The organism is Ornithinimicrobium avium, assembly GCF_003351765.1.
GTDB classification, from domain to species: domain Bacteria; phylum Actinomycetota; class Actinomycetes; order Actinomycetales; family Dermatophilaceae; genus Ornithinicoccus; species Ornithinicoccus avius.
Genome location: NZ_CP031229.1, coordinates 3,258,665 through 3,279,205, shown reverse-complemented (window position 1 = coordinate 3,279,205; position 20,541 = coordinate 3,258,665). Strand labels below are relative to the sequence as shown.

The following is a 20,541-nucleotide window of genomic DNA, read 5'->3' as shown; positions in this document are numbered from 1 at the left end:
CCAGTCACGCCGCTGTGGGCGCGCAGCGTCCGGACGTCGTGCCACCAAGCACTGGTGCCTCACTGGTGCCCGGTGGGCCGCACGGTGGACCTCTCGTACCGCGGCACCCGGTCCCTTACCGAAGCCGACGACCCCGCCGCCGCCCTCGCCTGGCGCATCGCCGGCGCCACCCCGCCGTCCCACCGGGACGCGCCCCTGCCCTGGCTGCCCGACGCCCCACCCGTCCTGCGGCAGGACGCGGAGAACAGCGACTACCTCGACCAGCTCACCCACCGGATCGACGACCTCAAGCAGCGCGTCGCAGACGAAGCACAGCGGGCGGGCGCCTCCGATCGAGCCCCCTGGCAAAGCACGCTGCCCCCAGAGGCCGACGACCAGCTCCTCGGCGACCTCGCCATCTGGCGCGCTGCCCACGAGATCCCACCCACCGACCCGAGCCCAACGGGCCGCCCATCAAGGACCCCCCGGCAGCGAACGCAACCGCCCCCGCCAGGGGGTGCCGTTGGTCCGGGCGCCACGGACACTGCCCAGAATCCTGACCCCGCAGGAGGTCGACGCCCTCACCGCGGCCCTGCGCACCCACCGCGACCGGGCCATGGTCGCGGCGATGCTGCTCGGCGGGCTGCGCCGCTGCGAGGTCCTGGGCCTGCGGCTGGAGGACCTTCGCCCCGGTGAGCGGCGCGTGTTCGTGGCCGACGGCAAGGGCGGGCACCAGCGGTACGTGCCGATCGCGCCCGCGTTCTTCGTCCACCTCGGCGCCTACCTGGACACTGAGCGGCCCGCGGAGGCCGGCACCGGCCAGGACGACGGCGGCGGCACCGGCCGGGTCTTCGTGTGCCTCAAGAGGCCCCGGCGCGGTCGCCCGTTGAGCGCGGACGGGCTGGACGAGGTCCTGCAGGGTGCCCGCCGCCGTGCCGGGCTGGACCGGGCGACGTGCCACCAGCTGCGCCACACCTGCCTGACCCGGCTGCGGACCGCGGGGATGCCGCTGGAAGCGGTGCAGGCACAGGCTGGGCACGCCTCGATCGAGTCCACCCGGATGTACCTGCACCTGGGCGAGGACTGGCTCGCCGCCCAGTACCGCGCCGCCTCGGAGGTGATCGACGCCCAGGTCTTCGCCATCGACCCACCGCTGTCGCCACCACCGACGCCCGTCCCGTTCTTCACGAGCACCACCGACCGTCCCGGACCCGCGCTCCCCGGGCGGTCCTCATGAGGCGCGGACGCCGGCGGCTGCGCCCGCCGAACCCCTACGCGGCGATCCCGTTCGCCACCTGGGAGCAGCTCACCGAGACGGTCCCGGCGATCGCCGACGTCATGGTCCGCTACGTCGAGCAGGTCGCCTGCATCCTGCGCCCGGGCAGCGTGGTCGGCACCGACCTGGACCTGCGCTCCTTCGCGACCTACCTGCTCCGGTGCCACCCGCAGGTGCGCACGGTCGCAGCGATCGGCCGTGCCCAGATCGAGGGCTACAAACCGTGGCTGCTGGCCCGCCCGGGACAGAACAAGCCGCACCTGACTCCGGCCACCATCGCCCACCGGCTCGGGGTGCTGCGGATGTTCTTCGTCCGCATCGACGAATGGGGCTGGCCCGAGGCCCCGCCCCGGGTGCCGATGTTCCACGGCGACATCCCCGTCCAGGACCACGCCCTGCCCAAGGCCCTCGACGACACCTCGGCCTCCGCGCTGCTGCGCGCCGCGCAGGCCGACAAGCGCCAGCTCATCGGCCTCACCGTGGAAGTCCTTCTGCGCACCGGCCTGCGCGTCGGGGAGTACACCGCCCTGAGGTCCGACGCCGTCGTCCTCATCGCAGAGACCTACTGGCTGCACGTGCCGGTCGGCAAGCTGCACGAGGACCGCTACCTGCCCCTGCACCCGCACCTGGTCGAGCTCATCGGCGCCTACCGGGCCGCGCACGTCACTCACGGTCACGAGCTGCTCATCCCCTACGAGAACGGTCGCCAGCTCGACCGGCATGCCGTCACCCGGTTCATCAACAAGGCCGGGACCGCCGCTGGGCTGGCTCACATCAACCCTCACCGCCTGCGCCACACCCTGGCCACCCAGGCCATCAACCGAGGCATGTCGCTGGAGGCGATCGCCGCGATGCTCGGCCACAAGTCCCTGGACATGACCCTGGTCTACGCCAGGATCGCAACCGCACCGTCGCCCAGGAGTACTTCGCGGTCGCCGCCAAGGTCGACGCCCTCTACACCGCGCCCGCGAAACTTCCCGCCGAGGACCTCGGGCCGAACATGGCCCGCCTCAACCGCGAGCACCACCGCCTCCTGGGCAACGGCTACTGCACCAGGCCCAAGGTCATGGACTGCGAGTACGAGAGCATCTGCGAGTCCTGCACGTTCTTCCAGACCACCATCGAGTTCCGTCCCGCCCTTCTCGCCCAGCGCGCCGACGCCTGCGCCAAGGGCCAGACCCGGCGCGCGGCGATCTACGACGAGCTCATCACCGGCCTCGACACCACCGAGGCCTCTTGACAACGATCACCCACATAACGCCGATGTCCGGATGTTGGCTGAGGCTCCCTCTAACCGGCCGGACACGCCCAAGAACGGACGGCCGCACATGACAAAGCCTGCTTCGAGCAACGCTGCCGGACGGGCACCGTAAGCAGGTCCGGATTCCTCGCGGCAGGCGGGTCCCCCTCAGTCGAACGGCGTAGGTGGCGGGACCTCGCTGAGCAGCCGCCGGGTCACCTCCAATCCCCATTCGTCGAGCGCTGCGAGTCGGTCGCTCGAGCCGCGGAGGCCCCCGTACCGCTCGATAAGAGCGGCCCACTCCGGCCGCTTCGCGACACCGTCCGGGCGCGCGACGAGGCAATCAGGGTCGTTGACCCAGAACCGCCCGTGCTGCCAGGCCCGCGCCTCGACGTTCTTGGTGGCGTCCACCTGCGAGGGGACGCTGAGGTCCTCGCCGTGCGGCTCGTAGGTCGCGCTGATGTCGCAGCCGACCCGCATCCCGTCGAAGAGCCCGACCGAGGGGAAGATGGGTGCCCCGCAGCCGAGCAGGTAGGAGTCACCGACCGCCTCCCGGATCAGCTCGATGCCCCGCCGGTATGCCGTGATCGACGGCAGGTCCTCGTGCCGGCGCCCACGCAGCGCGCCGGCGTAGGTGAAGTCGAGTTTGAAGAAGTCGAACCCCATGTCGAGGAAGCTGGTGAAGACCTCGGTGAGGTAGGCGGCCGCGTTGGGGTGGGTCACGTCGAGGACGCAGAGGTCTTGGCCCCAGTTGTTGCCGGCGTCCGCGCCGCTGACGAGCCAGTCCGGGTGTTCTGCCGCCAACCGGGAACGGCTGCCGACGAGGAAGGGCGCCACCCACAGTCCTGCCCGCCGCCCCTGGTCGAGGATCCGTGCGGTCAGTCCTGGAAGGGACTCGAAGCGACCGGAGAGATCGAGCCAGTCGCCGATCTCGGCTTGGTAGCCATCGTCGATCTGCACCACGTCGACCGGCAGCTCCAGCCGCCGCATCTCCTCGAGGTTCTCGATGATGTCGACCTCGGTCACCTGGGTGAAGTACTGGTACCAGGAGCACCAGATGGTGGGCGCGGGTCGTAGGGGGCCGACCCCCGCTGCGGCGGCATGTTCATCTGCCCATGCTCCGAGCGCCGCCCCGAGGCCGCCCCGCGACGAGACCTGCCGCACGGGCCCGTCGGAGCTGATCACGAGCTTGTCGCCGTTCGCTTCGGCGCGGATCGAGGCCACCCCGACCGAGGCGTCCTGGAGCCCGAAGACCTGCACCGGGCCGTCGGCCCCCGGGTCGACCGCGAGCAACCCCTCACCCTGGTAGGCGCTGACGGGCGCCAACCGGTCGGCTCGAAAGTGCATCGCGATCTCCTTGGCGTGCCGTGGGCGCGCAGGGATCGGGCCGAAACGGTACGCCCGGGTAGGGCTCCAGGACTGCCATCCCTCCTCGTAGACGGCCGCCCGCTGAGGGTCCACCTCGATCTCGGCGATTTGCTCCCAATGCTCCTCGGCGCTCACGGGCGCCAGTCTAGGCGTGTGCTTCTGCGGGCCTCAGGCCCCGGAGCGATCACCTCACCTTGACCCTCGGGACCGCCGGCTGACGGTCGCCGTCCGTAGCTGCGGAGGCTCGTTGCGAGTGAGTTGCATGTTGTTGCTAACGGGCTTTCGTCCCCGGCAAGGGGCACAGGCATCAGCTCAAAGAGGCGTCGGATGTAATCCTACGGATGAACCGCGACAGGCCCCGTCACTGACTATTGCGTTGGCGGGCACCTCATTCCCGCGTCCGCACCATCACCCCGTCATAACCTTGTTGTCCGTGTTCACGCACATGCCGCATCCTGCACCGTCGTGCTGGAGGGCATCTTCCTGATGCCGGGTTTTCGTTATACGAGTTTGCCATGGCAGATGACGACCAGGTGACGGACGAGCAGATCCAGCAGTGGGCTGACGAGGCCGAGGCTGGCTATGACGTCGAGGAGCTCAAACGCCGCGGCCGGGGCCGTCCCGGGCGCGGGGCCGAACCAACGCAGGTGATCGCCGTGCGGCTCACGGCCGAGGAGATCGCGGCGCTGGAGGCGTACGCCGCCCGGGAGCACCTGTCCCGCTCCGAGGCGATCCGACGTGCGCTGGCCGGCTACGCCGCGTGAAGGTCCACCGCAGCGCGCTTAGGCACGGGGTCGTTCCCGAGGACGCGGTCCAGGCTGCGGACCTGTCGTTGTGGGTCGAGCCGCTGGAGGACGACGAGTGGCCCCACCGCGAGCTGCGGCTCGGCTTCGACACCCAGGCACGGTTGCTGGAGACGGTCGTGCTCGTCTTCCGCAGCGGCGAGGAGATGGTCATCCACGCGATGCCGGCCCGTCGTCAGTTCTGGGACCTTCTGCCCTGAACCGAACGCACTACTTTGCCGCAACCAGCGAGCTCCTTCGCGGTCTGACTTGAAGCTACGGCGCCGCTCGGTCGAGTTGGAGGAGTTGCCCGGCTTCGCAGTCCAGTGCTTCGCAGATCAGGGTCAGGGTGCTGAATCGGACTGCTTTGGCCTTACCAGTCTTCAGGATCGACAGGTTCGCCATCGTGATGCCGGTGGTGCGGGACAGCTGCGTCATGGTCATCGAACGGCTCTTGAGGAGCTCGTCAAGGCGACAGATGATGCGGTGCCCCTCAGACGAGGCCATCGGCTTCCTGCCGTAGGCGTTCTCCCTCTCGGAAAGCGGCTACCAGGACGCCGGTGACAAGAGCAAGAACGAGCAGTGCGACAGGAGTTCCCAGGGCGACCCCGGAGGTGTGCAGCGCAAGCTCGCCCCACTCCCGCACCGGTGCCGCCTGAACCCACCGCTCGACCTGGGCAACCGAGACGAACCTGGCAAGGGGGACGACCACCGCCGCCGTCAGCAGTGCCACGCTCGCGCGGCACAAAGCGTGCGCGATGCCGACGGCGAACGGTTCCGCCGTGGCCACCTGCCGGGCGACTTGCGAGGCCGCCCCGAGCGCCAGGGTGAGCGCGAGGAAGAGCGCGGCAGTGCCGGCCCACGAGATCACTCGGGCGGCCAGGGGGAGGTCGGAGAGGGCGGCCATCTCGGCGACCGCGGGATCCGTCCGCAATAGGTCTACCCCTGGCAGGGTCGCCGCCGAGATGCCTGTGGGCGCCCACAGCGTGACAACCCCGAGGACCACCAGCCACACAAAGGCCATGCTCTGTAGGACGTTGAGGGCCCGACCGCCGGTCAGCGCCAGCCCTCGCCCGGCTGCAGTGACTGGCTGTTTCGTTTCGATAAGGCGCTTGGACACGCAGAGCTCCTCTCACGGGCTGTTATCGAAAACGATAACAGGTTGAGCTAGCCAGCGCCTCGCGAATCGCACTCATCTGCCGCACTGAGCGTGGCCGCGCGCTACTGCCGCGGACCGACCAGTTGCTGCTCAGGAGTCATGGCCTGCACGGGCGTCCCAATGCCGTGACCGAGCTGATGGGCCGCCTCGATCTCTCAATCGCGGCGCAACGAGGGCCGCTGGCACTGGCAAGCCCTACTCGTAGTGAGTCCACATCCGCAGCACGTGGACGATGCGCTCTTCCGGGAGCACCTCGTAGACGAGTCGGTGCTGGATGTTGATCCGCCGCGAGTAGCAGCCGGCGAGGTCACCGACGAGCTTCTCGTAGCGCGGGGGCGTGGCGAACGGATCCTCCGCCAGGACGTCCAGGAGGTCCTGCGTCTTCTTCCTCAGGCCTGACGACGCCAGCTTCTTGGCGTCCTTCTGGGCCTGGCGTGAGTAGACCAGGGCCCAGGATGTATCGCTCACCAGTCGAGCTCGGTGGATCCAGCCCCTACACCCTCGGCGCGAGCCTGACGGATCGACTCGGACAGGCCAGGGACCGACTCCAAGAACAGTGTCTCCTGGATCGCTCGCCAATCGTCCTCTCCGATCAGCACAGCGTTGCCCCGCTGACCGGTGATGGTCAGCGGCTCAGACTCCCGGTTTACCTGGTCGATCAGCCGGTACAGATTCGCCCGGGCCGTGGTCGCGCTCACAGCGGTCATGTCACCCACCTCCACAGCAACCGTACGCCATCCCGTACGGATCAACAAGGCCGTCCGTCTGCATGCCCCGGCATACGGTCCATGAGGCCCTGCACGAGCAGCCGTCGTGTGGGTCGTCACTGGGACGTCATCACCTTGAGAGGCCCACTACGTCCCAGTGTCGACTACATGCTCTAGGCCTTTGACCAGGCAAGACTCGGCTTGGCGATCGTCGCGTGCCTACCCAGGTCGCTCTCCTAAAGCGGGAGTCGCAGGTTCGAGTCCTGCCGGGGGCACTTCACGGCTGTCTAGGTCAGCAGGTTCTCCACGAGCAGCGACGGCCTGCCGAAGGACGGTGTGAGCACTGTTCGGGCGCGTCGCGGTCCGGTCGGGGAGACTGTGGGAACACCGACCGTAGCTTTGGACAAGGAGTCAGCCGTGACCGAGGGAACCGTCCGCTGGTTCGATGCCGACCGGGGGTTCGGCTTCATCGCCGTGGAGCAGGAGGCGGAGGACGTGTACGTGCATGCGTCCGAGATCATCAGCGACGACGCGATGAAGCTGCTCCGGGAGGGACAGGTGGTCTCGCTGGAGATCGGCGAGGGGGACCGCGGCCCGCAGGCACGCCGCGTCCGGGTCCTGGCCGACCGGGTTGCCGACACACCGACGGGGCTGCTCGGCACGGTCTCCTGGTACGAGCCTGCCAAGGGGTACGGCTTCATCACGCCCGACGGTGGTGGTGACGAGATCTTCGTGCACAGCTCGGCCATCGTGGGGGGCGGGGTGGTCTGGCAGGGGCAGCGGGTGGCGTTCCTCCTCGTCGAGGGAGAGAAAGGGGCGCAGGCCGACCATCTGCTCCCCCTGGGTACCCAGGCCGCCCAGCCGGTCGTGGCATCCGACGGGGCTGACGGCACCGTGTCCTGGTTCGACGGGGACAAGGGCTTCGGGTTCATCACCCCCGAGTCCGGCGGCCCCGATGTCTTCGTCCACGTCCGGGCGCTGACCGACGGCCTTTCCGAGCTGGACGAGGGGGACCGGGTGATGTACGACGTCGTCGTCAGCGAGAGGGGCCCTCAGGCTCGCGACGTACGCCTGGCTCGCAGCTGGACACCGGGTGGCGCACCCGCGACGTCGACGACCCGCGCCCGGGCGGGACGAGGGGAGGGGTCCGACGTTCCGGCGCGCGGCGGCGAGGGGGTGGTCGTGCGCTACGACGCGGAGCGGGGGTTCGGCTTCATCGCCCCGGACACGGGAGGCGCGGACCTGTTCGTGCACGTCTCGGTCCTTCGGGGCGCCGAGGCGCTGCACCAGGGCGATCGGGTCCGGTACCAGGTCCGACAGAGCGACCGAGGACCACAGGCGGACCGGGTCGAACGGGTCTGAACGCAAGCCAGTTGCCCAGCGGCTACACCTGGGACCCACGCCGCAACTACCCGGTGCACTGATCCGCGACGGCCTGGGGCCCGGGAGCTCGACAGTGGGCCGGTCGCCGAGTCGCGAGGAGGCTGGTGGCTGGCAGACTGGCGGTATGGCGACGCACACCTACGAGCTCGAGCTCGCCTGGACCGGGGACCGCGGGGTCGGGACGACCGGCTACCGCGACTACTCCCGGGACGTGCGGGCCACCAGCGACGGCCGGCCCGTCCTCGAGCTGTCGGCCGACAAGCCTTTTCGCGGGGACCCGCAGCGGTGGAACCCTGAGCTGCTCCTGCTGGCCGCGCTCGGCGAGTGCCAACTGCTCTCCTTCCTCCACATCGCGGTCCGCCACGGTGTCAGGGTGACGTCCTACCACGACTCCCCCCTGGGCTGGTTGGAGCAGGAGGGGCTCGGCGGACGCTTCACACGCGTCCTGCTGCGACCGCGGGTCACGGTGACGGACGCCTCGCACGTCGACCTCGTGCCCGAGCTGCACGACGAGGCGGCACGGGCCTGCTTCATCGCGTCGTCGGTGAACTTCCCGATCCAGCACGAGCCGGTCACGACGATCGGACGGAATACCCTCTAGGGGTATTTCTGTTCCCTCCTTATGGAACATCACTCGCAGCTCGACGAGCACCAGGAGCACCAGGAGCACCAGGAGCACCAGGAGCACCAGGAGGACGGTGGCCACGGGCACGGTGGCCACGGGCACGGAGATCACGGTGACCACGTCGCCCAGTTCCGCCGGCTCTTCTGGATCATGCTCGTCGTGGCGGTCCCGGTGGTCGCGTTCAGTCCGATGTTCGCCGGGCTGGTGGGCTACGAGCTTCCCGACGCAGGATGGACCGGATGGATCTCTCCTGTCCTCGGCGTCGTCGTCTACGCCTGGGGAGGTCAGCCGTTCCTGACCGGCGCGGTCGACGAGATCCGCGGGCGCAGCCCCGGCATGATGCTGCTCATCAGTCTGGCCATCACCGTCGCCTTCCTCTCTTCGCTCGGGGCCAGCCTGGGGCTGCTGCACCACGAGCTGGAGTTCTGGTGGGAGCTGGCCCTGCTGGTCGTGATCATGCTGCTGGGCCACTGGATCGAGATGCGCTCGTTGGCCCAGACCACCTCGGCGCTGGACTCCTTGGCCGCGCTGCTGCCCGACGAGGCGGAGCGGGTCGAGGACGGTGAGGTCGTGCGCGTGGCCCCCTCGGACCTGGCGGTCGGCGACGTGGTGCTGGTCCGCCCCGGCGGCGCGGTCCCGGCCGACGCCAGGGTCGTGGAAGGGGCGGCGGCCATGGACGAGTCCATGGTCACCGGCGAGTCGCGCACGGTGCGCCGGGAGGTCGGCGACACCGTCGTCGCGGGCACGGTCGCGACAGACTCCGGGCTGCGGGTCGAGGTGACCGCCACCGGCGACGAGACCGCACTGGCCGGGATCCAGCGTCTCGTCGCCGACGCCCAGTCCTCCTCCTCGCGGGCGCAGCGGCTCGCCGACCGGGCAGCCGCGTGGTTGTTCTGGTTCGCGCTCGGAGCCGCGATCGTCACTGCTCTCGTCTGGATGCTCCTGGGCATGCCGGACGCCGCCGTCGTCCGCACGATCACCGTCCTGGTCATCGCCTGCCCCCATGCGCTGGGCCTGGCAATCCCGCTCGTGGTCTCGATCGCGACCGAGCGCGCGGCCCGCGGGGGCGTGCTGGTCAAGGACCGACTGGCGCTGGAGAGCATGCGCACCGTGGAGGCCGTCCTCTTCGACAAGACGGGCACCCTGACCAGGGGTGAGCCGGCGGTCACCGCCGTCGAGCCGGCGCAGGGTCACGATGTCGACGAGGTGCTGGCGCTCGCAGCCGCCGCCGAGTCCGACAGCGAGCACCCGCTCGCGCGGGCCATCACCGGCGCCGCCGGGGCCCGCGCCCTCCAGGTCCCGTCCTCGACCGGCTTCTCCTCCTCCCCCGCCGTCGGAGTGACCGCCTCCGTCGAGGGCCGCCAGGTGCGGGTGGGCGGGCCGTATCTGCTCGACGAGCACGACCTGCAGGAGGTGGCGGTGGCCGAGGACTGGCACGCCGAGGGCGCGACGGTGCTCCACGTCCTCGTCGACGGCGAACCGGTCGGTGCCCTGCGGGTCGCCGACGAGATCCGTCCGGAGTCGCGCGAGGCGGTCGACGCGCTGCACGCGCTCGGACGTTCCGTGGTGATGATCACCGGCGACGCCCGGCCGGTCGCGGAGGCGGTGGCTGCCGAGCTCGGCATCGACCGCGTCTTCGCCGGCGTGCGCCCCGAGGACAAGTCCGCCATCGTCGCGCAGCTGCAGCAGGAGGGCCGCAAGGTGGCCTTCGTGGGGGACGGCGTCAACGACGCCCCCGCGCTGGCCCAGGCCGACGTCGGCATCGCGATCGGCGCCGGCACGGACGTCGCGATCGCCTCGGCCGGGGTGATCCTCGCCAGCTCCGACCCGCGCTCCGTCCTCTCCGTGATCGAGCTGTCGCGGGCGAGCTACGCCAAGATGAAGCAGAACCTGTGGTGGGCGGCCGGCTACAACCTGCTCGCGGTGCCGCTCGCCGCTGGCGTGCTGGCGCCCGTCGGTTTCGTGCTCCCGATGAGCGTCGGCGCGATCCTGATGTCGTTGTCCACCGTGGTCGTCGCCCTCAACGCCCAGCTGCTGCGCCGACTGGACCTGCGCCCGGAAGCGAGCGCGGGCCGTCACCTGGAGGCCGCGGTCTCCTGACCCGTGAGGGGGGGGTATGCCGCGGAGCGGTCCTAGGCGGTCAGGCGGACCGTCCGCGCGTGCGGGATCGCGGCGTAACGCTCGGGGGTGCAGGTGAGCAGGATGACCTGCACCTCGTCGCCATCCCCCACGGTGGTGCCGAGCACCTCGCCCATCTGGCGCAGACGCTCGGGGTCGGAGTAGCCGAGCGCGTCGTCGATCACCACCGGAACGCCGTGGACGGGATCCACGAGCCGGGCGACCGCGAGCCGCGCCAGGATGCCGAGCTGCTCCTTGGCGCCGCCGGACAGCCCTGCGTAGGGCACCGTCACGCCGTCGAGGGTGCGCGCCGCGAGAGCGAGGTCCTCCCCCACCGTCACCGCGAAGCCGGCGCCGAAGACGCGGCGACCCAACTCCTCCAGGGCCTGGGTGTAGGGCAGCACGTAGGTCCGGTGGGCGGCATCGCGGTGCTCGGTCAGCGTTGAGCGCAGATGCCGCGCGGCACGCGCGCGGCGGTCGACGCCCTGGAGCTCTCGCTCCGCGTCGTCGAGCTCGTCCGACGCGAGCTCGTAGAGCTCCTGGCGGCCCTCGCCCGCAGCCATCTCCAGCTGTCCTCCGACGGTGTGCAGCTCGGCCAGCGCCTGCTCGCGCTCCCTCGTGGCCTGGCGGTGCTGGTCCAGGGCGCGGACGAGCCCGACCCGGGCCGCCTCGACGTCGGCAGCGGCCAGCTCGGCCGCGGAGGCTGCGAGGGCCTCCTCGGCCGTGGTGACCGTCGTCTTCCGCTCCTCGACCAACGCGACCAGCGCGGTATCGGAGCTCTCCTCACGTGCCGCGGCGAGCTCTGTGGTCAACTCCTCCAGACGCGTCTCGTGGGCGGCGATGCTCCCCTCGGCCCGGTCGAGGCGGGTGGTCACTGCGGCGGCCTCGGAGCGGGCGACGGCCAGCACCTCGGCCGCCCGGCGCTGGTCCGCGCGGGCCTGCCGCAGCTGGGTGGCGGCACGGTCCGCGGCGGTCCGGGCCTGCGGCTCGTCGTCCGGCGCGGGGCGTCCGGACCGGGCGCGGTGCGCCTCCACCCGAGCACGGGCCTGATCGACCCGGGCCACCAGCGCGGCGGGGACGGCTCCACCGGCCGCCTCCGCGGCGAGCCCCGGACCCACCGGGAGGAGGAGCGCATCGACGTCCCGGAGCGCCTCGCGCACCGCCGAGTGCGCCTCCTCGGTCCGGTCTGCCAGCGCCTCGACGTCGTCGAGGTGCTCCACGTCGAGGTCGGCGAGCGCGGCGGCGAGCTCGGAGCGGAGCCGGTGGATCTCGTCGGCCCGACCACGGGCGTCCTGCCGGAGACGGACCCGAAGCCGCACCTGTCCGGGGATCTCGACGCAGGTGTCCTCGCCCAGGCTGACCTCCCGGCTCCCGCCCGGCGGCACGCTCAGCCGGGTGCCGTCGGCCGCCACCACGTCCACGGAGGCGGCCGTCGAGTCGACCTCGAGCACCGGGCTGAGCAGCTCGTGCTGGGTGACCGTGGCGTCCAGCCGGTCGTGCAACCCCCGGACCCGGCGGGCGGCCTCGCGCGTGACGCCCCGCTGCGGGAGCGCGCCCCTGGCCCGGCACAGCGCCGCCACCAGCTCCTCGGTGCGCGCGAGCAGCGCCTCGCGGGCGACGAGCTCGCGCACCTCCCCGAGGTGGTCCAGGTCCTCCCGGGCGGCGTCGAGCGCCTCGGACGCGGCCACCACCCCAACTCCCGCCTCCTCGACCCCGGACTGCGCCCCGAGCAGCACCTCGTGCAGCTCCTCGGCCCGCGCGACGTCCTCCCGGCGTGCGGCGCGGGCAGCCTCCAGAGTGGCCGAGAGCGAGTCTGCGCCGGCCACCAGGCGCGCGCGCTCCTCGTGGGCCCGGACAGCGGCCCGCCGCAGCTCCAGCGCCTGGGCGTGCTGATCGAGGGCGGCATCGTGCCTCCGGACGACGTCCTCCGCGGCCGCGGCTATCTGCTCGGCCTGCTCCAGCAGCTCCGCGGCCGCTGCCAGGCGCGTGCCGCAGGCCGCGGCCCTCTCCCGCGCCGTCTCCTGGCGGTCCAGCAGCTGCCGTCCCTCCTCGAGACGCAGATGGGCGTCGGCGACGTCCTGCTGGGCCTGGGTGAACCGGGACATCGCCTGCCGGTAGTCGCCGGTCGGCCGTCCGGTGGCCGTGTAGTAGAGCCGGTACTCCGCCTCGACGCTGTCCAGGATCGCGTCGGCCCCGGCCGCGTGCAGCTGGGCGCCCGCGGCGGCGTCCAGCGCCTGGGTGAGCAGGGCGCTCGAGGCGAGCGGCGCGAGCGTGCCGTCGCCGGACTGGGTCAGTCTCAGCGCGTCGTAGAGGGTGCGGTCGAGGTGCTGCTTCAGCAGGCCGTCGACCCTGGTCTGCGCGGCGTCCCCGGTCAGCTGCTCGGGCCGGGTGCCGAGCACGTCCAGGGTGGTCGCGGGCTGCCGCAGCCAGCGCTTGGCGAAGCGCAGCCGCGTCCCACCGACGGTGAGCTCGGCCTCGACGTAGGGCGCGACGTCGCGGTCCACCGGCTGCAGCGCGCGCACCTCGGCCGCGCGCGAGGTCGCCTTGAAGGTGAGCAGCGCGTCGAAGGCTTCGAGCATCGTCGACTTGCCGATCTCGTTAGGGCCTTCCAGCACGACGATCCCGTGCTCGGGCAGGTCCACGGTGCGCTCGCGCACCCCCTTGACGTCCCGCAGCGTCAGCCGGTGCAGCCTCATCGGGCACCCCCCGAGGCGAGACGGTAGAGCAGGGCGAGGGCGTCCCGGGCGCTGTCCGCGTCGTCCGGACGCCCGGGGACGAAGTCGGTCGTCGCTGCGGCGCCACCGTCGACGCCCGGACGCGTCGGCGCCGCCTCGTGCGACACCGTGCGGATCTCCTCCACGGCGGCGGCGAGGAAGCCGCCGAGACCGAGGTCGGCGATGTCGTCCTCGCCCGCGAGCACGAGGTCGGTGTGCTGTGACGGACGGTGCAGCGCGGCGAGCAGGTCGGCGTGCCTGGCCAGGAGCTCCTCCAGCCGGGCGTGCTGGGCGAGGCCGAGGGTGCCGCGCAGACCCAGGCGGACCACCGTGCGGTCCTTGTCCGGCAGGGCTGCCAGCTCCGCGTCGAGGGCGTCGAGGTCCTCGTCGCAGTCCGTGCGCCGGTCGAGCGCGACGAACCGCCAGGTCGCCACGGTGTGGGGCGTGACCTGGACGGCGGCCCGAGCGGCGCCGGCCGGCTCGACCTCGACGACGAGCACGTCGCCGGGGTCCTGCTCGCGCCAGGCGGTGGGCTCGGGAGCCCCGCAGTACCAGATGGCGGGGTCGACGCGGGTGCGCGAGTGCCGGTCACCGAGCGCGACGTAGTGGATCTGGCCGGCCTCCAGGGCGGCGACCAGCGGCGCGACCGCGATCGCGGAGGCGGAGCGACGGTCCTGGTCGAGGACGTCCACGGCGCCGTGGGCCGCCACGACGCGCACGGTGCCCTGCGGCGCCGGTCCCTGGGGCAGGTCCGCGACCACCTCGGCGACGAGGTCGGAGCCCGGGTGCTTGCCGTGCCACGGCACGGCGACGATCTCGACGCCGGGCGCCACCGCGTGCACTCCGGGTGCGTCGAGGACGTGCACGTGGGCCGGCAGCTCCTCGGCCAGCAGGGCCGTCGCCCACAGCGACAGCGGACCGAGGTGGTCGTGGTTTCCGGGCAGCAGGTAGACGGGCACCTCGACGGCGCGCAGCGCCTCGAGCGCGCGACGGACCGTCTGCGGGGTGAGCTGCGCGTGCTCGAAGACGTCGCCGCAGACCAGCACGAAGTCGCAGCCCTGCCGGACCGCCACCTCCCCGAGCCGGCGGATCACGTCCACGCGCGAGGAGGCGAAGCGCGCCTGGGCCTCGGACGCCAGGTAGCGCCGCGTCATACCGACCTGCCAGTCGGCGGTGTGCAGGAACCGGACCACGACCTCACCTCCCTGTGTCGTTGCGTCGAGATGCCGTTGCCTCGAGCGTGCCACCCACGCTAGGAGACGGCACCGACAGACCTGAGCAGGTGGGCTGCCGTGTCGGGATCGCCGGGGTGGACCGGCCTGTCGGGGAGGGCCGTAAACTCAAGGGATGACGTCCGCGAACGCCGACCCCCCTGATAGTCCCTGGCCGGGCAGTGCCCGGCTTCCTCGCCGAGGTGGGAGGGGCACCTCGTGCTGATCCTGACCGGCGTCGCCGTCATCGTCGGGCTGACCGTGATGACGGGTTACTTCGTGGCCCAGGAGTTCGCCTACGTCAGCGTAGACCGTGGGCGGCTCCGCCAGCTGGCCGAGCAGGGCGACCAGCCTGCGGCCCGCGCCCTGAAGATCACCTCCCGGCTGTCGTTCACGCTCTCGGGTGCGCAGTTCGGGATCACCGTCACCGCGCTGCTCGTGGGCTACCTCGGCGAGGAGTTCCTCAGCCGGGGGCTGACCGAGGCCTACGCCGACTCCGGCTGGCTCTCGCGTGCGGCGCTCATCTCGCTGTTCTCCGCTGGCACGCTGGTGTTCTCGACCGTGCTGCAGATGGTCATCGGCGAGCTGGGCCCCAAGAACCTGGCCATCGCCCGCCCCGTGCCGCTGGCCCGCGCCCTGTCCCGCACGACGCTCATCTACCTGACCGTGCTGGGACCGGTCATCCGTCTCTTCGACGCCGCCTCCAACGCATTCCTCCGGTCGGTCGGCATCGAGCCGGTCGAGGAGCTGCCGCAGGGCGCGACCCCCGAGGACCTCACACGAATCATCGCCGAGTCGCACTCCGGCGGGACGCTCGACGAGGAGCTGTCCACGCTCCTGGAGCGCGGCCTGGCCTTCCGCGGGCGGGTGGCCGAGGAGGTCATGACGCCGCGCACCTCCGTGCAGACGGTGCAGGCCGACGAGACGGCCGCGGTCGTTCTGGAGGCCCTGCAGACCGGGCACGCCCGCTTCCCCGTGGTGGGTCGGGACATCGACGACATCGTCGGCGTCATCGGCCTGCACGACCTGCTCGAGGTGGACGCGCACGAGCGCGAGGACACCATCGTCCGGGACCTGGCCAGCGACGCGGTCATCGTCCCCGAGTCCCTTCCCCTGCCCCGGGTCCTGGAGGAGCTGCGCGAGCGCCACCAGCAGCTGGCGGTCGTGGTGGACGAGTACGGCGGGTTCGCCGGCATCGTCACCTTCGAGGACGTGGCCGAGGAGGTCGTCGGCGAGATCTGGGACGAGGACGACGCGGAGGAGTCCACCAGCCAGTTCCGCGGGGACGGTCTGTGGGACCTCTCCGCCCGGCTGCGCATCGACGAGGTCGCCAAGGTGACCGGTCAGGAGCTTCCCGAGCACGAGAACTACGACACGCTCTCCGGCCTGGTCCTTGACCAGCTCGGCCGCACCGCCGAGGAGGGCGACACCGTGCTGGTGCGCTGGACCAGCCGGGACGAGGAGGGCGAGGAGCTCGTCCACCAGACCCGGCTGGACGTGGTGACCACGCACCGCTTCGTCCCCGACACCGTCGTCCTGCACCCCGTCGTGAGCCGCACCCGCGCGGAGTGGGCCGCTCTGAGCGAGGACGAGCGCGAGCAGCTCTCGCAGGACGCCTCCGCCATCATCGCCGAGCCGGAGGTGGCCCGATGAGCACCCCCGTCGCCCTGGTCGTCAGCGTCCTGCTGCTGGCCGCGAACGGCTTCTTCGTCGCCTCGGAGTTCGCCATCGTCGCCGCCAAGCGGCACCGGCTCGAGGACCGCGCGGAGGAGGGCAACCGGTCGGCACGGGCCGCCGTCGAAGCGTCCAAGGAGCTCTCCCTCATGCTCGCGGGCGCGCAGCTGGGGATCACGCTGTGCACGCTGGGTCTCGGAGCGCTGGCCAAGCCTGCCGTCGCCCACCTCCTCGAACCCCTGATCCACGCGCTCGGGGTCCCGGAGGTCGGGGTGCACGCGATCGCCGTCATCATCGCAGTCTCGGTCGTGGTCTTCCTGCACATGGTGATCGGGGAGATGGCGCCGAAGTCGTGGGCGATCTCGCACCCGGAGAGCTCCGCGCTGGCCCTGGCCATCCCGTTCCGCGCCTTCACCTGGGTCAGCCGCCCCGTCCTGTGGCTGATGAACGAGATGGCCAACCTCCTCCTGCGCATGGCGCGGGTGGACCCGGTGGACTCGCTGGGCAACGCCCAGACGCCGGCGGACCTGCAGCTCCTGCTGGCCCAGTCCTACGAGCACGGTGTGCTCGAGGACGCGGACCACCAGATCCTCACCGGGGCGCTGCGCCTGGAGGAGTTCACGGTGGCCGACGTGATGTTCCCCCCCGGTGCCGCCGTGACGATCCCGCGGTCGGCGACCGCGGCAGAGGTCGAGCGGATCAGCCGCGAGAGCGGCCGCTCCCGCCTCTTCGTCGTCGAGCCGACGGGCCGGGCCGGCCAGCGCCGCATCCGCGGCCTCGTGCACGTGCGGGACGCCATCCTGGCAGCCGCCGCAGGCGACGAGCGGCGGGGCGTGGGCGAGTTCGTGCAGCCGGTCGCCTCCTTGTCGGCCGGGCTGCCCCTCATCGACGCGGTCGCCAGCCTTCGCCAGCAGCGCGGCCAGCTGGCGCTCGTCCGGGACCCCGACGGGCGCCTGGTCGGGATGACCTCGATGGAGGACATCCTCGAGCAGATCCTCGGGGAGTTCGACGACGAGTCAGACGAGGCGGAGCCCGCGGAGGACGCTGCGTCCCGGTCGGCGGGCCACGGCGTCCCCACCCCGTGAGCGACCCGCCCCGGTCACCGTGAGCGACCCGCCCCCGGTCACGGGGAAGGCCCCGCCCCCGTCGACCGGGGGCGGGGCCTTCCTCGTGCGTCGGTGGTGCCTGCGGCTCAGGCCCGGCCGTAGCCGGAGACGCCGCTGAAGATGGCGCGCAGCTGGGTCGGGATGCCCGGCTTGCCGGAGTCGTACATCATGCCGTTGCCGGCGTAGATGCCCACGTGGTAGGCCGGGTAGCCGAAGAAGACCAGGTCGCCCGGCTGCGGGTTGCTCACCGGGGTGGTGGCGGCCTGCTGGGCGGCGGCGCTGCGGGGCAGGGAGATGCCCGCCTGGGCGAAGACGTACTGGGTGTAGCCCGAGCAGTCGAAGCCGGCCGGGGTGCTGCCGCCGTAGACGTAGTAGATGCCGGTGTAGGCAGCCGCGATGCTCAGGATGCCACCGCTCGGGGCGGGCGCGGGCGCGGGAGCCGGGGTGGCAGCCGGAGCGGGCGCGGGGGCGGGTGCGGGGGCGGGTGCGGGGGCGGCCTGCTGGGCCGGTGCCGCCTGCGCGGCGGGCTCGGCCGCGGCCTCCTGGACCGGCGCGGTGCGCTCCTCGGTGCGGCTCGCGGCGGTGCTGCTGCGGTCGGCGACCGCAGCCTCCGCCCGGTCGGCGGCCGGCGTCTCGACGACCACGTCGACGGCGGTGAAGCCGGAGGTGCCGAAGCTCACCGCCTCGTCGGCCTCGGGCGCCGGGGCGGCCACGGCGGGCCGTTCGGCGGCGGCGACCGACTGGACGACGCGGACCAGGGTGTCGGTGGCGGAGACGCCGGAGACGGGCTCCTGCGGGCTGGCGGGTGCGGCACCGGCCGTGCCGGCGACGCCGGCCAGCAGGCCGGTCGAGGTCGCGGCCACGGCGGCCGAACGAGTCAGGGTGGCGGTGCTGAGGCGGGCAGGCTGACGGTGCCGGCCCTGGTTGCGCTGGGTCACGTGTGTCCTCCGGGAGCGCCTGCGGGGTGAGCTGTCGGGCTAGGGATGGAGCGTCCCTCGGTCCGGTGGGCGCCGGACCGTTAGCCCCGAGGAGCCTTGCGGCCCCGATGTCGGGTCCCCCGCTCCTGTCGCGCGATGTTCGTGCAGTACCCGGACATGCTGACAGGACTAGGCGTGCTCGTCACGGGGCTCCTCCAGGGGAGAGGAACGTCTCGAAGGCTACACATACCCCCCGCCCGTTGTCACGCTCCGGTAACGAACCTGTGGACATCGAGATGTCGGTGACCCGACGGGCGACGGCGCGACCTGCGAGGACACGGTCCTGACGGGCGCCTTCCCGGTCGCGGCGTGACCGAACTCACACGGCTCGCACGCAACTTCCGGCAAGGCAGGGACGTCCGGCCCCGCAGGCCCCGCCGCCCCCGGAGCGATCAGCGGCAGAAGATGTGCGAGGCGACGTCGACCGGCAGCGAGACCGCCTGACCGCCCGCGGCCTCGACGATCGTGCGCCCGTCCTCGGCCCAGACGCGCACGTCGGCGCCGGGCCGCACGCCAGACTCCAGCAGCAGCCCCAGGACCTCCGGGTCGACCTGCGCGGCCTCCCCGAGCCGCACCACCTGCACCGACACCTTCTCACCGACCGCCTCGTCGGCGAGCTGGTGGCTCGGCCGCCCCGTCGGCGCGCCCGCAGGCGTGTGCCCGAGCTCCTCGAGGCCGGGCACCGGGTTGCCGTACGGCGAGGTGGTCGCGTCCTCCAGGAGGGACAGGATGCGCTGCTCGACCTCCACGCTCATGACATGCTCCCACCGGCACGCCTCCTCGTGGACGTAGGCCGGGTCCAGCCCGATGATGTCGGTGAGCAGGCGCTCGGCCAGCCGGTGCTTGCGCATGACGCGCACGGCGGCGGCCCGCCCCTGACCGGTCAGCTCCAGGTGGCGGTCCTCGTCCAGCTCCACCAGGCCGTCCCGCTCCATCCTGGCCACGGTCTGGGACACGGTCGGCCCCGACTGCTCCAGCCGTTCGGCGATCCGGGCACGCATCGGGACGACCCCGTCCTCCTCGAGCTCGAGGATGGTCCGCAGGTACATCTCGGTGGTGTCGATCAGCTCGCTCACGAGCGCCATCCTACGAGGCCGCGCCGCCACCGGGCCGGGTCGACGCTCACGGCGCCAGGCGGGTCCGCCGCCAGGCCGCGGCGTCGTCCAGGCCGCCGGGTGCCACCCGCTCCCAGACGATGCGGTCGTGCAGCCGACTGGGGCGACCGGCCCACAGTTCGACGCGGTCGGCCACCAGCCGGTAGCCGCCCCACCCCTCCGGCACCGGGACGTCGTCGGGGCTGCCGGTGTCCGGGTACCTGCGCGCCATCTCCTGGTATGCGGTCTCCAGCGCCGCGCGGTCGGGGACGGGTCGGGACTGGGCCGAGGCGTGCGCCCCGATCCGGGCGCCCCACGGCCGCGACCGGAAGTAGGCGGCCACCTCGTCGGCCGCCTGCTGCTCGGCATACCCGCGAAAGCGCACGGCGCGGAACATCGCCGGCCAGGTGAGCGCCGCGGCCACCCCTGGGTTGGCCCGCAGCTGGAGGCCCTTGGCGGACAGGGTGCTGGTGAAGAACCCGGGGCCGACCTCGTCGAGCGAGCGCAGCAGCACGGTGCGCACGTCCGGCAGACCGTCCTCGTCGACGGTGGCGACCGACATGGCCATCGGCTCGGGCGCGTCGCCGCGCTCGGCCTGCCGCCGCACCGCGTCGTCCAGCCACTCCTGCACGAGCGTCAGCGGGGCGTCGGGGCAGCGCGCCTCGTCCAGCCCCTCGCCGTCATAGTCGGCGCGCAGGCGGCGGTAGCGGTCGGAACCCATGTCAGCGCCTTCCTCGGCGGGGCAGGTGGACGGTGCGGCGCAGCTCCTCGGGACGCACCCGCCTGAGCGGGTCGGCGTTGAGGAGCAGCGACTCGTACGGGATGTTCGTGTGCGGATGGCTGCCGACCGGCTCGTTGCGGGAGAAGACCACCCAGTAGGCCTCGCCCGCGTGGAACACCTGCTGCAGGCTCCCGTCGACGACCGAGTCGGCGTGCCGCAGCGCGAGCCGGCGGGCCGAGGTCCGTCCCCGCTGGGCGGACACCAGCCGCTGCGCCGGCTCCCGCTGCCTGAGCAGCTGCTCGGCGACCTGCGGCCCGTACTTCTGCGCGAGGGTGTAGACGACGGGGCCGTACTTCAGCGCCAGCCTGGCGATCTTGGTGGGGGCTGCCACGTGTCCTCCTGCTCGG

At 72.1% G+C, this 20,541-nt stretch carries 20 protein-coding genes and 1 tRNA gene; 10 read left to right on the top strand and 11 right to left on the bottom strand.

The genetic code is table 11. The features are described from left to right. Positions 1–502 precede the first annotated feature (502 nt). Together DV701_RS15025 and DV701_RS15020 are read left to right on the top strand one after the other, a co-directional pair. Complete coding sequence (locus DV701_RS15025; RefSeq protein ID WP_228255063.1) at positions 503–1,216, top strand: tyrosine-type recombinase/integrase; 714 nt, start codon at positions 503–505, stop codon at positions 1,214–1,216. Next, positions 1,213–2,628, top strand: coding sequence for a tyrosine-type recombinase/integrase (locus tag DV701_RS15020; RefSeq protein WP_162803071.1), 1,416 nt, complete (start codon positions 1,213–1,215; stop codon positions 2,626–2,628). Before DV701_RS15025 ends, DV701_RS15020 begins: the two co-directional genes overlap by 4 nt. 35 nt (positions 2,629–2,663) lie before the next feature. Here the strand turns inward: DV701_RS15020 and DV701_RS15010 are convergent, their stop codons facing one another. Beyond that, positions 2,664–3,998, bottom strand: coding sequence for a glycoside hydrolase family 36 protein (locus tag DV701_RS15010; RefSeq protein WP_202863553.1), 1,335 nt, complete (start codon positions 3,996–3,998; stop codon positions 2,664–2,666). A 380-nt stretch (positions 3,999–4,378) separates the two neighbouring features. Here DV701_RS15010 and DV701_RS15005 point away from each other — a divergent pair, with 380 nt between their 5' ends. Further along, positions 4,379–4,627: a ribbon-helix-helix protein, CopG family gene (locus tag DV701_RS15005; RefSeq protein WP_114929415.1), complete on the top strand. Its 249-nt coding sequence runs from the start codon at positions 4,379–4,381 to the stop codon at positions 4,625–4,627. A 68-nt stretch (positions 4,628–4,695) separates the two neighbouring features. Then, positions 4,696–4,866 carry a hypothetical protein gene (locus tag DV701_RS15000; RefSeq protein WP_407669324.1) on the top strand — a complete coding sequence of 57 codons (171 nt, stop codon included), beginning with the start codon at positions 4,696–4,698 and terminating at the stop codon, positions 4,864–4,866. Positions 4,867–4,921: 55 nt separating this feature from the next. Here DV701_RS15000 and DV701_RS14995 read toward each other — a convergent pair whose 3' ends face one another. From DV701_RS14995 to DV701_RS14980, 4 genes are all read right to left on the bottom strand, one after another. Further along, on the bottom strand, positions 4,922–5,152 hold the full coding sequence (locus DV701_RS14995) for a helix-turn-helix domain-containing protein (RefSeq protein ID WP_114929411.1): 231 nt from the start codon (positions 5,150–5,152) through the stop codon (positions 4,922–4,924). Continuing rightward, the gene (locus DV701_RS14990) at positions 5,139–5,765 is read right to left on the bottom strand and encodes a hypothetical protein (protein WP_114929409.1); all 627 of its coding nucleotides are present in this window, start codon (positions 5,763–5,765) and stop codon (positions 5,139–5,141) included. Before DV701_RS14990 ends, DV701_RS14995 begins: the two co-directional genes overlap by 14 nt. A gap of 234 nt (positions 5,766–5,999) precedes the next feature. Continuing rightward, positions 6,000–6,272, bottom strand: a complete 273-nt coding sequence (locus DV701_RS14985) for a Txe/YoeB family addiction module toxin (protein ID WP_114929407.1) — start codon at positions 6,270–6,272, stop codon at positions 6,000–6,002. Then, entirely contained in the window at positions 6,269–6,511 is a 243-nt protein-coding gene (locus DV701_RS14980) for a type II toxin-antitoxin system Phd/YefM family antitoxin (protein WP_114929405.1), read from the bottom strand. The genes DV701_RS14985 and DV701_RS14980 overlap by 4 nt, the downstream gene beginning before the upstream one ends. Positions 6,512–6,688: 177 nt before the next feature. On the opposite strand from DV701_RS14980, the gene DV701_RS18335 reads away from it, so the two are divergent. From DV701_RS18335 to DV701_RS14965, 4 genes are all read left to right on the top strand, one after another. Further along, positions 6,689–6,786, top strand: a tRNA-Arg gene (locus DV701_RS18335). 142 nt (positions 6,787–6,928) lie between these two features. After that, positions 6,929–7,873 carry a cold-shock protein gene (locus tag DV701_RS19400; protein WP_114929403.1) on the top strand — a complete coding sequence of 315 codons (945 nt, stop codon included), beginning with the start codon at positions 6,929–6,931 and terminating at the stop codon, positions 7,871–7,873. Between the two features lie 145 nt (positions 7,874–8,018). Next, positions 8,019–8,495 carry an OsmC family protein gene (locus DV701_RS14970; protein WP_114929401.1) on the top strand — a complete coding sequence of 159 codons (477 nt, stop codon included), beginning with the start codon at positions 8,019–8,021 and terminating at the stop codon, positions 8,493–8,495. Positions 8,496–8,516: 21 nt separating this feature from the next. Next, the gene (locus DV701_RS14965; protein WP_114929399.1) at positions 8,517–10,619 is read left to right on the top strand and encodes a heavy metal translocating P-type ATPase; all 2,103 of its coding nucleotides are present in this window, start codon (positions 8,517–8,519) and stop codon (positions 10,617–10,619) included. 32 nt (positions 10,620–10,651) lie between these two features. On the opposite strand, the gene DV701_RS14960 is transcribed toward DV701_RS14965, so the two are convergent. Both DV701_RS14960 and DV701_RS14955 read right to left on the bottom strand, forming a co-directional pair. Continuing rightward, entirely contained in the window at positions 10,652–13,333 is a 2,682-nt protein-coding gene (locus DV701_RS14960; RefSeq protein WP_114929397.1) for an AAA family ATPase, read from the bottom strand. Continuing rightward, on the bottom strand, positions 13,330–14,544 hold the full coding sequence (locus tag DV701_RS14955; RefSeq protein ID WP_202863552.1) for a metallophosphoesterase family protein: 1,215 nt from the start codon (positions 14,542–14,544) through the stop codon (positions 13,330–13,332). Before DV701_RS14955 ends, DV701_RS14960 begins: the two co-directional genes overlap by 4 nt. Before the next feature lie 237 nt (positions 14,545–14,781). On the opposite strand from DV701_RS14955, the gene DV701_RS14950 reads away from it, so the two are divergent. Then, the gene (locus DV701_RS14950; protein ID WP_114929395.1) at positions 14,782–16,215 is read left to right on the top strand and encodes a hemolysin family protein; all 1,434 of its coding nucleotides are present in this window, start codon (positions 14,782–14,784) and stop codon (positions 16,213–16,215) included. Continuing rightward, positions 16,212–17,321, top strand: coding sequence for a hemolysin family protein (locus tag DV701_RS14945; protein WP_114929393.1), 1,110 nt, complete (start codon positions 16,212–16,214; stop codon positions 17,319–17,321). The genes DV701_RS14950 and DV701_RS14945 overlap by 4 nt, the downstream gene beginning before the upstream one ends. 107 nt (positions 17,322–17,428) lie before the next feature. Here DV701_RS14945 and DV701_RS19275 read toward each other — a convergent pair whose 3' ends face one another. From DV701_RS19275 to DV701_RS14925, 4 genes are all read right to left on the bottom strand, one after another. After that, complete coding sequence (locus tag DV701_RS19275; protein ID WP_324616595.1) at positions 17,429–18,280, bottom strand: C40 family peptidase; 852 nt, start codon at positions 18,278–18,280, stop codon at positions 17,429–17,431. A 431-nt stretch (positions 18,281–18,711) separates the two neighbouring features. After that, the gene (locus DV701_RS14935) at positions 18,712–19,395 is read right to left on the bottom strand and encodes a metal-dependent transcriptional regulator (RefSeq protein WP_114929391.1); all 684 of its coding nucleotides are present in this window, start codon (positions 19,393–19,395) and stop codon (positions 18,712–18,714) included. A 46-nt stretch (positions 19,396–19,441) separates the two neighbouring features. Beyond that, positions 19,442–20,134, bottom strand: a complete 693-nt coding sequence (gene pdxH, locus DV701_RS14930) for a pyridoxamine 5'-phosphate oxidase (RefSeq protein WP_114929389.1) — start codon at positions 20,132–20,134, stop codon at positions 19,442–19,444. A gap of 1 nt (position 20,135) precedes the next feature. Further along, positions 20,136–20,525, bottom strand: a complete 390-nt coding sequence (locus tag DV701_RS14925; RefSeq protein WP_114929387.1) for a hypothetical protein — start codon at positions 20,523–20,525, stop codon at positions 20,136–20,138. Between the last annotated feature and the right edge of the window lie 16 nt (positions 20,526–20,541).